The sequence below is a fragment of the Dapis hubbardiae BLCC-M172 genome (assembly GCF_050016015.1).
Classification (GTDB): Bacteria; Cyanobacteriota; Cyanobacteriia; order Cyanobacteriales; family Microcoleaceae; genus Trichodesmium.
Map to the genome: position 1 here is coordinate 14,929 of NZ_JBNHEQ010000285.1, position 14,569 is coordinate 29,497.

Sequence of the window (14,569 nt, forward strand, 5' to 3'; positions counted from 1 at the left end):
TTCTCTAGAGTCACTATTTTGTTTGAAATTAGCTTTTTGCAAAAAATTGCACTAAAATACGATCCTTGACAAATATTTATTCGTAAGGTAATAAAAAATGGGATTCAAAGCTGACCGACAGGGAGTCCAGAAAATTCGTCAAGCTATGCAAGAAAAAGACTGGCAATGGGATGCTTCTACGAAGGATGCGCCACTAATTGAAGCAAGTAAGATTTTGGAACCTAATGAGCAAAAATGGCCTAGGGAATATCAAGGAGAAATAATTTATGCTCAAGGTTGTTCAAATCAAAATTGGCAGCGTTTTCTGAAGGGAATATCTATTGGTAATGAAGCTTTTAAAGCTTTTTGTCAAGCTTTAGAATTAGACTGGGAAGATATTGTAGATCCTACCAGTAATAATCAACTTCAAAAAAGGCAAGAAAGAGCAAGATTTATTGAATATTTTTGGGTTGGTAGAGAACAATTGATTAATCAATTAACTGCCAAATTAAAAGAAAATTGTCGATTATTAGTGCTAACTGGAATTACTGGTATTGGTAAAACTTCTCTGGGATATCAGTTAGTAAAGGTTTTAGAAATAGAAGGTTTTCAACGCAGCAAACCTCTGGATTTTGAAAATGATGATACGACAAAAGATTTTACTAGCGTTGCTGCTGACTTATTAATTAAGTGGCATGAAAAAGTGACTACAGATGAACGCAAACAACCAGAAATTTTGCTCAACCGTTTGTTATATAAATTGGTAAATAACTGTTATTTATTACAAATTGAATCTCTAGAAATTTTATTGGAGGGAAACAAAGATACAGGTTGGAATAATTTTCGAGATGAATATCAAGGAGAACTTTGGGTTAAATTTTTTCAGAAATTATTGGCAGCACCAGAATGTCAAAGTCGAATAATTGTTACTTCACAACATTTTCCTACTCAGTCGCAAGAGTGGGGTTATGCAGAACGTTGGTGTTGTCATTTATTGGAAGGTTTAGAAGAGTTTGAGCAGTTGGGGTTATTTGAAAAGACGGGAATAGAGGTTGAAGCGGTATCGCCAAATCAACCATATTTAAAACGAATAGGTGCTGCGTATGAGGGTCATCCTTTAGCGTTGCTAGTTATTGCTGGAGAAATTATGAACGAGCCTTTTTTTGGTGATGTGGTTGCTTATTGGGAAAAGTGGGGGCACGAAATCAAAAAAATTGAGAAAGCACAGCAGCAAGAAAAGATTGAGTCAGAAAAGGATAATTTCAGACTGCAACGATATACTAAAGACTTGCGACAGTTAGTAGAAAAACGAATTGAAATGACATTTCAAAGGTTGCTGGATGATTTTCCTGATGCTTACAAGTTGCTTTGTTTTGGAGCGGTGTATCGCCGTGGAGTACCACAGGAAGCATGGAATAAGGGATTGAAGTACGGGGGAGAATATTTGCAAGATATGATGGATGTATTGTTTGACCGATATTTAGTCGAAATAGGTGAGACTGGATATATGGATGTTGAAGAAGTTGTCAGACAGCACAATTTAATTCGGAGTGTAGCTTCGGCTCACTCGAAAAAATACAAAAGTAGGAGATAGTTTGGTATGACAAATGATTTTGCCGAAGTAGATTTGAAAATGCAGTCACAATTAGAAAATGTTGACTTTACAGTTGCTGGAGAGTTAGTGCTTGCTAATCTTGATATTGATTCAAAACTAGCGGAGTCAGAGGAATTATCTATTTGGGAAATTGCTCAATATTCAGCAGTTGAATGGTGGTTGACTGAGTATAAGGTAAAAGCAGATGCACCTAATATAGAGAAAGTGCGCCATTATTTAGAAGCTTTTCATCATTTGTGTGAAGTCGAAGATTGGGAAAGAGCTACGACAATTATTGATATTACTCTCAATACCCCCACTAATGAAAAATTACGAGACTTATTAATAACTTGGGGTTACTATCAACAAGCAAAAGAAATTTTTTACCGACTTTTAGGCAAATTAAATGATAAGTGGGATTGTATTTGTTTAAATGGTCTTGGTAATTGTCACTTTCATACAGGTAGTTATCAACTAGCTATTAATTACTTTAATCAAAGTTTAGTAATTGCTCAAAAAAATCTCCTTACTGAAAAAGAAGTAAACATACTAATAAATCTAAGTTCTCCTGATCAAGAAATAGGAAATTATCAAAAATCTATAGATATTTTATCCCAAGCTTTGAAAATTAATAAAGCAATAAATAACCCTCTTGGAGAAGGTGCAATATTGACAAACTTGGGTTCTATCTATGATTCTATTGGTGATTATAAAAAAGCAATTAAATATCATACAAAAGGTTTAGATATTGCTAGAGAAAATACAAACCTTTATCAAGAATGTGTAGCACTTGGAGGTATTGGAAATTTTTATTTTTCTCTGCAAGATTATCATGTGGCAATGAATTATTACGAGCAACAACGGAAAATAGCAGAAGAAATAGGCGATAGCCAAAGTTTTAAAACTGCTTTAGGCAATATTGGTATTATTTACCGCTTTCTCAAAACATACCCCGAAGCTATTACCTATCTTGAGAAAAGTTTAGAGTTAGCAATAGAAATGGGTGATTTGAATGGAGAGGAAACTGCTCTAACAAATTTAGGTGTAATTGAAGTTGAATTAGGAAATTTAACTCAAGGAAGAGAGTATTTGGAAAAGGCTTTAAATATTGCTAAAATGATAGGCGATCGCCGAGGTGAAGCTCATATATTATTTGGTCTGAGTCAGTATTATTATAGATGTGGTCAATTTCAACAAGGTTTTACTAGCTCTCAAAAATCTCTGAAGATAATGGCAGAATGTGGAGTAACAATAAATGCCTTACCATTGCCAAGATGGTATAAATCATTCTTAAAATTTAGTCAAAGAGGTAAATTTCAGCTAACTATATTTCTCTTATTTGTGTTAATAGGATTTCCCTTTGCTATAATTGTATTTTTCATAATTACATTATGGTGGGGTTTATACGCTGAGGTGAAAAAATTGAGTAGTAGAGTAGGCAAAAATTATTATTAAAATGAATGGTAAATAGACCCAATATTTGCCCGCTATACCCATGATAATTACCAAAATAATTGGGTCGCCCAACCCCGACTTTTAAGGCGAAATGTTTTTGGAACTTTGCTCTAATTCCCCTTACAAAAATAATTTCTGACTTTTTATTTCTGACTTCGTTAACCACTATAACTACCAAAGTCTGGACTACAAATCTAAGTCACAACTACCACATTCTAATTCTGGAAAACAACCATCACATTCTAATTCTGGAAGACAATCATCACATTCCAATATTTCATAGCAACAATAAATATTTTCTCTAACTCTACTACTATTTGATTTTCTCTTATCCCTATCTTTTACTTTTAATTGAGGTAGTTTATCTTTTACCAACTTTTCTTTATCTTTCAAATCTTCTTCATTTTCGGAATTACTAACTGCTTGTAACTTCAAAATTTGATTAGCTTCTTTGCAAGCTTTAAACCTTTGACGTGCTGCTGCAATAGCTTCAGAAAAATCTTGTTCCATAAACATACGTTTAATGTAATGAGAACAAGACTCATCACCGTACAATATTCTATGGGCACAAGAAAAACCTTTTCTAGGAGAAACATATTGTTGATACCCGCTAATTAAAGCAACAGCAATTTTATTCATAAGTTCAGCAATTAATTTTTATCTTAGGCTAATTTTATATAGCACTACGTTAACTATGGCTTACTGATTAAATCTAAAAGTCTTGACAGATAAAGGCAAAAGCATTTTTTTTATCAAACAAATTACCGAAAAATTAAGGTATAAAGCCTCTCCATTCATGGAGAAAAAAGCGGTTGTTTGCGGAGTAGTCCGTAGGATGGGATGGATGGGTTACCTAATCATATCCAATCAACCAAGAGAAGAAAAAAAATTCCTTTTAAGCAATCCTCTTCTTTATAAGCAGAGGTAATTATTAATTATTAATTTTGAACAGCTTTCTGGTTGCTGAAGCTAAAAAAGTTAGCATCAAAGTCATAATAATTGAATAAAAATTAAGGGATACTTATATCAACCTATCTCACTATTCTAAAAATGCTTATTTCTTTAAGTAAAGTTTTCCTCAAAAGCTCAATTTTTCGTTTTTATCTTTAAGAATATTTGGGCTTTTCAGCAAAAATATTATTAGTGGGATAGGTTCATCTATATCTTCAAATTTATAACAATATTATGTCCGCTTAATTAGCAAGTAACAGTATGAAATGATTCGTGAAAAAATTCTAAGTTTCGTCTTTTCATCCCATTTTTGTAGGGGGTTTGGAGACCAAACCCCTACAATCAAATATTACAACATAAGTGCGGATTGCTATTTACAAAAGTGCATAAATTCTGGTTGTCCTGCATAGTAATGGTGAAAATATATACTTTTTAATTTTTTTCTGTTATTTCTTCCCACACTCCCCACACCTCCCACACTTCCCGCACTCTCTCTACCATTACTATGCACCACCACCGAAATTCTTTCTATCCCTCCTGACTCCTAAATACTATTTGCCCAATTTTTCGCCCATTCCAAAGTTTGCTTCACTTGCTGCATATCCGCAGCTTCACAATAAAGTCGCAAAACTGGTTCAGTACCACTAAACCTAATCAACAACCAACGACCATCAGCTAACCGAAACTTATACCCATCTATCGTCAAACAATCAACCACTTTTTGCCCGGCAACCTCCGTCACAGGCTTATTTGTTAACTCCTCCAACAGTCGCCCTCGCACTTCCATATTAGCTAAAGGCAAATCTATCCGGTCATAAACAGAACTAAAACCGGTCTTTTCCTGCAACTGGCGATAAATAACACTCAAATCTTCACCAGACATTACGACTGCTTCCAACAAATAGAGCGCCGACAACAAAGCATCCCTTTCTGGAATATGAGTACCATAACCAATACCCCCAGACTCTTCTCCACCGACAAGTACCTGAGTAGACAACATCCTATCAGCAATATACTTATAACCAATAGGAGTTTCAAAAATTGGCATCTTGTATAACTCTGCCACTTTCGGAAATAGATCGGAACCACTAATAGTCTTAACCACCTCCCCACTAAACCCATGTCTAGTTGTCAGATGTTCTATTAAAATTGGAATTAAAATTTGAGAACTAAGAAAATTACCCTCACCATCCACAGCAGCAATACGATCGCTATCTCCATCAAACACCAAACCAATTGCTAAACTGCCTTTATTTGCTGCTCGATAACTTTTAATTTCCTTAAAAAGTTTACTTAAATAACGAGGCAAAGGTTCAGGCGCCCCACCATCAAATAAAGGGTCTCTATCACCATTAACCTCCGTAACTTCTACCCCCAATATTTGTTGTAAACCTCCAGCAGCAGCACCGTGCATTACATCAACAAAAACTTTTAAATTCCCTTCATTAACCGCCGATTTAATCTTCTCAATCTCTACCATTTTTTGTAGAGTTTCACAATAACTCGGCCAAGGATTAAAACTTTCTATTTTACTTCCTTGAACCTGACTTTTTTCAGCTTCAACAGTTAATAAATCTTCTATTTGCTTCGTTATTTCTGGAGGCACTGAGCCACCAAAAGCACCCTTGACTTTTAACCCTAAATATTTCCCTGGATTATGACTAGCAGTCATCACAATTGCCCCAAGAGCTTGTTTTTGAAATGCTGCCAAACTAAAAGCAGGAGTAGGAGCATAACTATCAGTTAACAGAACATCAAATCCTGCATTTTGAACAGCTTCGGCAACTAATTGAGCAAATTCTTCAGCCATAAACCTTCGATCATGGCCGACAATTACTGTCTTACTATTATTAGTAGAATCCGCATAATTTTTCTCTAAAATTCTAGCTGCAATGGGAGCTACTAAAGCAACTCTTTCAAAAGTAAAATCATCAGCTATGACACCGCGCCAGCCATCTGTTCCAAATTTGATTGGTTTAGCCATATCAGAAATCTCTCTATCTGTATATTTTTGTTGTCTAAGTTATTTACTTTGAATCTTAGTCTTCCACCGTACTTTTCTATAATTATTTATAGAAAAGTACGGGGCGGAAATAAGAAAATTTACTAAGTAAAGAATTCAATAGAAAAGCAGGGGAAGGAAATAAGAAAATTTACTAAGTAAAGAATTCAGGAGTCAGAATTTATTTGGATAATTCTTTACTAATGGATAATTGATAATTCAGGTTTAAAGCCTTCTATTTCAAGAGAAAAAAAGTGCTAGGATATTTCCTTATATTCTATTCTGTTACGGTTTTAACCAGAGTTAATTATCCATTATCCATTATCAACTGGTAGATGTAGCTTGCTTCTATAACACTACGCATTATGGTTATGACACTTATAAATATTCAAATAAGCGTCAGAGATTATTTTTGACTTTTACATTTTGGAGTTTTGACTTGCGCGTAGCCCCATATCGAAGGATTATAAATGGGTTTAAGGACTCCACCAAATAATTAAATTTGGTGGTTTTCAATTAATGGGTGGATGCATCGCCACTAATTGATTTTAGCTCCTTTCTTCTGTCTCCTGACTCCTTCATCAATTCCTTATTCCCACTAAATTCAGTTACTACCTATTAAAAGAATGCAGGTTGATGGCGAATTAAGCTCAAATATTCCTCTCTTGTTTTCTGATCTTCTTCAAAAACACCAAGCATTGCACTGGTAACAGTCCAAGAACCAGGTTTTTGAACTCCCCGCATTACCATACACATATGAGTAGCTTCAATTACAACTGCTACACCCTTTGGTTCTAATATTGTTTGAATTGCTTCAGCAATTTGACGATTTAATCTTTCCTGGACTTGCAATCTACGAGAATACATTTCGACAATCCTAGCTAGCTTACTTAGTCCTACTACTTTTTGATTAGGAATATAAGCTACATGAGCTTTTCCCATGAAGGGTAGCATATGATGTTCACAAAGACTAAAAAGATTGATATCTCTAACTAGAACCATTTCGTTATGACCTTCGTCAAAGATAGCACCATTCACAATTTCTTCCAGGGATTGACTGTAGCCACCAGTCAGAAACCGCATTGCTTCTGCAACCCGCTTAGGAGTTTTGAGTAATCCTTCTCGCTCAGGGTCTTCTCCTACTGAGAGTAGCATTGTCCGGACAGCCTCCATCATTGCCTCATTGCTTTCTTCAGCAGGAGGTTGTTGCCTAATTGATTGACCATTGGATGAAGAGCTACGGTCAGGTCTATAGGAAATTTTACCCGTTACATCTGCATCAGAAGTTTTAACACCATTGATGTTAAGTGTTTTGCTAGAATTGGAACCGTTGGAAAAAGTTTGAGTCATAATAGATTCGGATCAGATTTCAAAAAAGCACGTTATATCTTGACCTAACTTTTGCTAGGCCATTTAGCTTAGGTCATAATTCTTTGTTCATTGGTGCTAATAAGTTTTAGTTATTAATGAGCAATGAACTATAACTATGAGAGTTTGTCAATTTCTCTACTGATAAGTTTGACACCGACCAAGAATCCATTTTCACAAATCATTAGTTATCAGAAAATAGGTAAATTACTGTCTGAATTGGTATCAGGAAAGCATTGAGAATTTACATCTCAACTATATTTAGGATTTTATCATGGTTAAATAGTTAAGATTGATCCCAATAAGTTTCTTGATCCTAGAGAGTGGTATTGACAAAACTAGAAAAAACTTGCGGTAAGACTAATTAAGTAGTTCTTTAGTTTTCTTGTCATTATTTCATAAAGAGCTATGAAACCAAATTGACTGGACACTTTAGACATCCCTCTTGTGAAAATACTTGGTCATTAACAAAACCATAGATACTACTGTAATAATTATGCCAGAAAGTCTGTCGTGAATAGCTAATTAAGATAATTAATTTCAAAACATTTCTTGAGTTGAGTTGACATTCTCACTACACTTCTGGTAATGTCTCAAATTATCCTAATGATTTTGACCTTTAGCAAATCATTCCCTGCTTTTTTGAGAATTACCCTTCAATAATTTTTCATATCTATCTGTCCACAAGCTCCAAATTTTGAGGGAACTCCACCTCAAAAAATCTATAGAGTCCTATTTTAACGGAGGCGTTAGAGTATCTGTCTACTTAAAAACTATCATATAACTGTTTTGTTTCGCGGAAGTCAAAATTCATGCATTAAGATTTTAAGATTTAATAGACAGAAAACTTTGAGGTTACAATAATTTCAACAGATTATTTAACATTATAACTTTGAAACTATGTAGATATATCCAGAAAATAAACTTCCCCTTTATTTAACATGATCTAGAGTTGTACAAGTCAATCTCCTCAATCATTTTTCTTGGCTTTTTCCTAAAAACCTCTTGCCTATTGCTTCTAATACCAAAAAGTCTATATCTTTAATTCGGAGATTTCTATTTGTGAAATCCTTAAAGTGAAATGGTATAGACTTATGAACTTCTCAAGTGTAATAGTTCATAAAAATATAGTCAAATATGACTAATCCTCCTGCATTGCAGGCGTTATCCTGACTGGGTGAACTACAACACCCTCTATCCCATGGTCAAAGACATTTGGGACTGCTTTTTTCATTATGTTTAGAGAACCGTTCACTTTACTCATTGATTAATCCTTTGTTGGCAGTACGATACAAGCCTCTTTGTCTTGATGCAGTCGCTCATGGGGGAAACCCCCAAGACCGCGCTGCATCGCTTTACTCTTTTGCCAGAAAAGTTGACTCTTATTTTCTCACCTTTTTTGTACACTGGAATCAAATCATTATCTATAAAACTTGATGCGGAAGTATAAGATTCTTCTGTAATAATCACATCTATCCCTACCATCTTGGCTTTATAAGATAACATTTCAATTAACTTATTATAGGGAACAGATACAAAATTTTGATTATTTCTTTTCCCTAAATTTATCTTCTGTTTCCAGTCCTCATTATGCCCTATTATCAGAGTTCCTCTGCATCTGATTAATTAGAGTATCAATAATTAAACGAGATGCTTTATGAAGATAGTCATTGATTTTAAATTCTCTTTTATTGCAAAGTTTTTTCAGTCTTTTGCTCGATCTATTTTCCTGGAGTTGAGATTGTAGGAAGCTTTTCACTTTATTATAGTATTGATTGATAGATTTTAACGGTCTGCCATTGATCACTCTTGGGTTTGATTCCGGCACCCTTAAAACTTAATGTAGCTAAATTGTTTAACCCAATATCAACACTGCAAACACGATTTTTCTCTAGCTTGTATTGTTTTTCGCATTTCTCATAAACTACCTCAATTACATAATGGTTAAGTCTAGGGACGAGCCGAACTTGTTTAAGAGCGTGAAGTAGGTACTAATGTTTTTAGATAAATCCCTGTTTTAGAAGGATTAATAATTCCTTGCTTAAGTTGCTTCTTGCTGATGGCCTGAAGCGTATAAACTACAATATTTCTTCCCGTTATTTTCTTTTTCTATCCGGGAAGACGAGGACGAGATTTAAACTTTGATGGATTCTGTTTATAAACTTCGTTCGCTGCTAAAAAGCTTTTCCAGTTTCTATCTAGTATCATCAAGATTTGTTGAGATACTTTAGCTGGCATTGCTTGATAGTCTACTTGAGTAGAGAGTGTTTTTTGCAAGTCATAATAGGAGATATTTGTCTTGTCAAATATCCAAGAGGTCCGAACTAAATAATTAGCATAGTTATAGAGATTTTTCGACAAGAAACACAGTCGGTCAATTTCAGCATAAAACCGATGTGTTGGTTGAATAATATGTCTCTCAACTAATCTCATAAATCAAGGGGTTAAAATTACACTTGGGCTATGATAATTTCGGAATTTTTTTGATTATTTAGTCGGGAATTAAGCGACAACTTCATTATACCATTAAACATCAGGTCGATAGTTATTACATTTTGTCAAATACTTAGTAGCTATGCATGTACAAATCAACGAAGATATTTGACATTATTTGACTACATAAGACTATATTTATGTACAACATTTATTATACCATTTTCTGAAAATATTGCTACAGTGACAGAACAAGTAAAAAGAGATAAGTCACGCCGGAGCCAGGAAAGATAAATAGACAAAAAATGGAGTAAAAAGCTTTGATTTTGACAACGAATGCAAGCCATAAACTATTAAACTGTAGGAATAAATCACAAAGAATGAATGTAACAGCCTTTTTTGAATTTTGTATAACGCTGTTGTCTGTCTCTCTCTAAATTGAGAACATAGCTGAGAAATAGGATAAAATCTATCTGCTTCAAACCTGGAAATAGACTCCTACATTCCTCAGTTATACAAAATATCTAGCTGTAACCCTATCTTTAATATTTCACTTTTTCAGACCTTTTCGTTTGAGTAAAATTTTTGATTATATCATAATAGCCATGGAAATTTTATACTTTTAAATAATAATTTCCGACGGTTATTCAGGATTTTCACCAATAAACTACAATATTACACTCTATAGGATATTTTCCCCTGCTTAAAACCTGCCTCTAGTTATTCAACCAGCCTTTGAAACTTCTGGGAATTTTCAGAGTTTTCATTTTTATGTCTCTACAAATACTCCTATAGAACGGAATTTCTGATAACGCTGTTTTCGGAGTTCTTGACTACTTAACTGGCTTAATTCATCTAGATTTTTTACTATAGCCTTTTTGAGATTTTCTGCTGCCTGCAAAGGGTTAGAATGAGCGCCACCATTTGGTTCTGGAACTACATCATCAATAATTCCTATCTTTTTTAAATCCCAGGAAGTTATCTTCAAGGCATCTGCTGCTTGAGAAGCTTTGCTGGCATCTTTCCAGAGAATGGCTGCACAAGCTTCTGGACTAGCAACTGTATATATAGAATGTTCTAGCATCAGTAACCGATCGCCTACTCCCACACCTAACGCTCCACCTGAACCACCTTCTCCAATTACTGTACAAATTATTGGTACATCTAGATGGAACATTTCTCGAAGATTGTAGGCGATCGCCTCTCCTTGTCCTAATTTTTCGGCTTCTATACCTGGCCATGCCCCTGGAGTATCGATAAATGTTATAATTGGCATTCCAAAGCGATTGCCATGTTCCATAAATCTGATTGATTTTCGATATCCTCCTGCTGAGGCCATACCAAAATTACGAGCTACATTATCTTTTGTATCTCGTCCTTTTTGATGACCAATAATTACAACAGGTCTACCATTGATTCTGGCCAAACCTCCCACTATTGCTGGGTCATCACTACCACCACGGTCACCATGCAATTCTATCCACTCATCACCGATAGCTTGAATATAATCCAGAGTGCTTGGTCGCCTAGGATGGCGGGCTAACTGTAGTTTTTGTACAGGGGAAAGACCACTAAAAATTTCTTGACGTAGTTTAGTTGCTTTTGCTTCTAGTTGATGAATTTGTTCTGAAACATCTACACTACTACAATCTTTAGCTAGTTCACGAATCTGATTTATACGGTTTTCTAATTCTGCCAGAGGCTTTTCAAAATCTAGTAGAATTTTACGTTCTGATTTAGGCACACGGAGTTTCTTATTTCTAAGTTACATAATTACATCTGTAAGTTTACCATATTTGACCAATTTTTTGATTAACGTAGTAAAGTCATCCATAGAGAAGTATCTACAATCCCATTTTGCTCTTGTTGATATTTTCTTTGAGCATTTTTAACAGCAGCTTGAGTTTTAGGGCCAAATATTCCATCAACTTTTTCCTTTAAAAAACCTTTGGCCTTTAGACGTTGTTGTAATCCTCTAACTGCATTACCTCTCATACCAATTTTGAGAATTGGCAAATCAATATTAGAGGTTTCTGTATCTGATTCAATTTTTGGGGGAGAGTCGTTAATTATGGTAGGTAAAGTTTGATTTTGCGAACAATTACAATTTGAGTTTGTATTTTCTTGTATTGTAGTTCCATTGGTATAATTATAAGTTTTGGCTGTTGGTAATAAACGGTTCCAGGTATTTTGGTCAACAATACCGTTGGGGATTAATCCCACAGATTCTTGAAATTTAACAACTGCAGTAGTAGTAGTTTCAGAATAAACTCCATCTACTTCCCCAAAGTAATATCCTAGTAACTTCAAAACTCCTTGTAATTCTAATACTTCTTCTCCCTGACTACCTGCTTTAAGTGTTGGTCGATTAATAGTAGTAGGTATAGAATTAGTTTCTACAGGTATTTGTCCCCATATAGTGCTGGAACTACTTATAATTACCAATAAAGTCAAACAACTTAAGCTAAATATCCAGCTTGAACTTTTGCCAAGTTTTATTCCTATCCCAATTAAGTTTCTTAACATTACACTTAGGCATTAATAAAGTTTCAGTTTTTTTATATAAGTTATAAGTTTCAGTTAAAGTTTTGATAAAATATTACTTTTTAATTTTACCGAAAAATTTAGGTATAAAGTTTCTCCATTCATGGATAAAAAGTGGTCGTTTAGCTAACGCAAAACTTTGTTTTTCATGTTCCATTTCGTACCATCCGCAGGAAAGGAAAACGCTGCGAAACAGCATATATAATCGACCAAGAGAAGAAAAAAAATCCTTTTAACTAATTCTTATACCATTTCTTTGTAAGAATGCACTTAATAATTGTTGCTGAGACTTTAGTACCGAAATAATTAATAATTAAACAATTAAACAATTAGATCATTCACGCCTTGAAGCCTCCCCTTTCAAGGGAAAAAAGCGGTCGTTTGCGGAGCAGTCCGTCAGGATGAGATGGCGAGGTTTCCCGAAGAGTGCAGAGCCGCTTCGCTTTATATGTCGGCGACAGCCGAAACGCCATATCTAATCGACCAAGAGAAATAAATCTTTTCCTTATTCGTCAATCCTCTACCTTTTAGGGAGAGGTAATTATCAATTATCAATTATCAATTATCAATTATCAATTATCAATTATCAATTATCAATTAATGAAACTAGCTATTCTCATCTTTTATTAAGTGCAACTTCATAGAGAAATGGTATTACTATTACAGAACAATTAATAATTAATTAGGGCTTGCTGATTAAAGATAAAAGCACTGACAGATATTAGTTTCAGCCTTTTTTGGTCGAAAAAAGTGCAAGGTTTTCTGTCTAAAAAGCTCAAAAAGCTAGTATTTTGGGATGATTATGGCAGAAAAATCTTGGGACAATTTTTACCACTACCTCCTCTATAATTTCCATTTCTCCTGTCTCCTACCCATGCCAAAAGACTTTATTCAGCAAACCCTAATTATTAATTGTTGAATCACTACCTTTTTCTGGTCCGACAATTGAAATATAAGGTTCTATAAAATACTTATTGGCAACTTCTTGTGCTTCAGCACTTGTTACCATTGCCAAATTTTCCTGAAACTTACTGTCAAAGTATATGCCCAAATTTAAGATTTCATACCATCCTAAAATTTGAGCGATTTGTGAGTTTGTTTGTTTACCCAAAGCATACTGACCTAATAATTTGTTTTTGGATACTTCTAACTCTTCTTCACTAAGTAAGTTAGTAACTAAGCGTTCCACTTCTACTCTTAATCCGCTCTGAGCGATCTCTGTATTTTCTGCTGCTGTACCTATATAAACTGTAAAGTTAGAGGTATAGAGACGGGTAGGATAAAATGCTGAAACATCATAAGCTAAACCTCTTTTTTCTCTTAGTTCTACAAATAAACGACTGGATAAACCATTTCCCAAATAAGTATTAAGTAATTTCAAAGGAGCATAATCAGAACTATTAACATTTGCTGCTAAATACCCAAGCATAATAATAGATTGTTGAGTTTCTTGGTATTTTTTTGCTGTGAAAGGTTGAGGAGTTATTGTTGGTAAATTTAAAGTTGGTAGAGGTGTTATTGGTGGTTGCCAATCTCCATAGATTTGTTCTACTAAAGCAATGGCTTTTTCGTTGTTAATTTTGCCTACTATAGATATCACTATATTGTCTGGACGGAAGTAACTTTGATGAAATTTTTGAATGTCGTGGCGGGTGATTTGAGAAACTGTATTTTCTGTGCCTAAAGTTGATAAAGCATAAGGATGGTTTTGATACATCATCTCTCGTAATTGAGAGAATGCTACGGTAAAAGGTTGCTCTAGTTGAGAACGAATATTTTGAATAGTAATCCGTTTTTCTAATTCAATTTCTGTTTCTGGGAAGGAAGGATATCTGATTATTTCTCCTGATAATTGAAAGATATCATCAAAGTCTTCTGATACTGTTTTCATACTCAGCAAAAAATAATCTGCTGTTGTATCACTTCCTAATCTTGCTCCTACTGATTCAATTTTATTAGCAATTTCTAAAGAGGATAATTTTTCTGTTCCTTTTGTTAAAACTGCTGCTAATAAATGGGAAATTCCTGATTGTTTTTTTGCTTCATAACGACTACCTATTCGTAAGAATATTTTAGCTGACACAATATCAGCAACTGTATTTTCTGTTGTAATTAGAACTATGCCATTATTTAAAACTGTTCGATTTATATTGGTTTGATTAATCATTTTGAAAATAGGGAGTAGTGGATAATTAATAATTAATAATTAATAATTAATAATTAATAATTAATAATTAATAATT

Annotated in this window: 12 protein-coding genes; 3 read left to right on the forward strand and 9 right to left on the reverse strand. The window is 34.2% G+C overall.

The window, feature by feature from the left end; translation table 11 throughout:
• Positions 1 to 97 precede the first annotated feature (97 nt).
• Together ACP6PK_RS26480 and ACP6PK_RS26485 are read left to right on the forward strand one after the other, a co-directional pair.
• Entirely contained in the window at positions 98 to 1,573 is a 1,476-nt protein-coding gene (locus ACP6PK_RS26480; protein ID WP_426564089.1) for an ATP-binding protein, read from the forward strand.
• A gap of 6 nt (positions 1,574 to 1,579) precedes the next feature.
• Positions 1,580 to 3,028 (forward strand): tetratricopeptide repeat protein, encoded by a 1,449-nt coding sequence (locus ACP6PK_RS26485; RefSeq protein ID WP_426564091.1) that lies wholly within the window; start codon positions 1,580 to 1,582, stop codon positions 3,026 to 3,028.
• Between the two features lie 186 nt (positions 3,029 to 3,214).
• Here the strand turns inward: ACP6PK_RS26485 and yidD are convergent, their stop codons facing one another.
• Positions 3,215 to 3,667 carry a membrane protein insertion efficiency factor YidD gene (yidD, locus tag ACP6PK_RS26490; protein ID WP_426564093.1) on the reverse strand — a complete coding sequence of 151 codons (453 nt, stop codon included), beginning with the start codon at positions 3,665 to 3,667 and terminating at the stop codon, positions 3,215 to 3,217.
• An 82-nt stretch (positions 3,668 to 3,749) separates the two neighbouring features.
• On the opposite strand from yidD, the gene ACP6PK_RS26495 reads away from it, so the two are divergent.
• Positions 3,750 to 3,956, forward strand: a complete 207-nt coding sequence (locus ACP6PK_RS26495) for a hypothetical protein (protein WP_426564095.1) — start codon at positions 3,750 to 3,752, stop codon at positions 3,954 to 3,956.
• Positions 3,957 to 4,523: 567 nt separating this feature from the next.
• On the opposite strand, the gene ACP6PK_RS26500 is transcribed toward ACP6PK_RS26495, so the two are convergent.
• The 8 genes from ACP6PK_RS26500 to ACP6PK_RS26535 all read right to left on the reverse strand — a co-directional run bounded on the left by ACP6PK_RS26500 (position 4,524) and on the right by ACP6PK_RS26535 (position 14,493).
• Complete coding sequence (locus ACP6PK_RS26500; protein ID WP_426564097.1) at positions 4,524 to 5,963, reverse strand: phosphoglucomutase/phosphomannomutase family protein; 1,440 nt, start codon at positions 5,961 to 5,963, stop codon at positions 4,524 to 4,526.
• Between the two features lie 636 nt (positions 5,964 to 6,599).
• Positions 6,600 to 7,331 (reverse strand): GTP cyclohydrolase I FolE, encoded by a 732-nt coding sequence (gene folE, locus ACP6PK_RS26505; protein WP_426564099.1) that lies wholly within the window; start codon positions 7,329 to 7,331, stop codon positions 6,600 to 6,602.
• A gap of 1,278 nt (positions 7,332 to 8,609) precedes the next feature.
• The gene (locus ACP6PK_RS26510; RefSeq protein WP_426564109.1) at positions 8,610 to 8,972 is read right to left on the reverse strand and encodes an IS200/IS605 family accessory protein TnpB-related protein; all 363 of its coding nucleotides are present in this window, start codon (positions 8,970 to 8,972) and stop codon (positions 8,610 to 8,612) included.
• Positions 8,938 to 9,177, reverse strand: a complete 240-nt coding sequence (locus tag ACP6PK_RS26515) for a transposase (protein WP_426564101.1) — start codon at positions 9,175 to 9,177, stop codon at positions 8,938 to 8,940. The genes ACP6PK_RS26510 and ACP6PK_RS26515 overlap by 35 nt, the downstream gene beginning before the upstream one ends.
• 281 nt (positions 9,178 to 9,458) lie before the next feature.
• Positions 9,459 to 9,782 carry a transposase gene (locus tag ACP6PK_RS26520; RefSeq protein ID WP_426564103.1) on the reverse strand — a complete coding sequence of 108 codons (324 nt, stop codon included), beginning with the start codon at positions 9,780 to 9,782 and terminating at the stop codon, positions 9,459 to 9,461.
• Positions 9,783 to 10,551: 769 nt separating this feature from the next.
• Positions 10,552 to 11,526, reverse strand: coding sequence for an acetyl-CoA carboxylase carboxyl transferase subunit alpha (gene accA, locus ACP6PK_RS26525; protein WP_094676794.1), 975 nt, complete (start codon positions 11,524 to 11,526; stop codon positions 10,552 to 10,554).
• A 68-nt stretch (positions 11,527 to 11,594) separates the two neighbouring features.
• On the reverse strand, positions 11,595 to 12,308 hold the full coding sequence (locus ACP6PK_RS26530) for a peptidoglycan-binding domain-containing protein (protein ID WP_094676792.1): 714 nt from the start codon (positions 12,306 to 12,308) through the stop codon (positions 11,595 to 11,597).
• A 919-nt stretch (positions 12,309 to 13,227) separates the two neighbouring features.
• Positions 13,228 to 14,493 (reverse strand): M16 family metallopeptidase, encoded by a 1,266-nt coding sequence (locus tag ACP6PK_RS26535; RefSeq protein ID WP_426564105.1) that lies wholly within the window; start codon positions 14,491 to 14,493, stop codon positions 13,228 to 13,230.
• Positions 14,494 to 14,569: the final 76 nt, after the last annotated feature.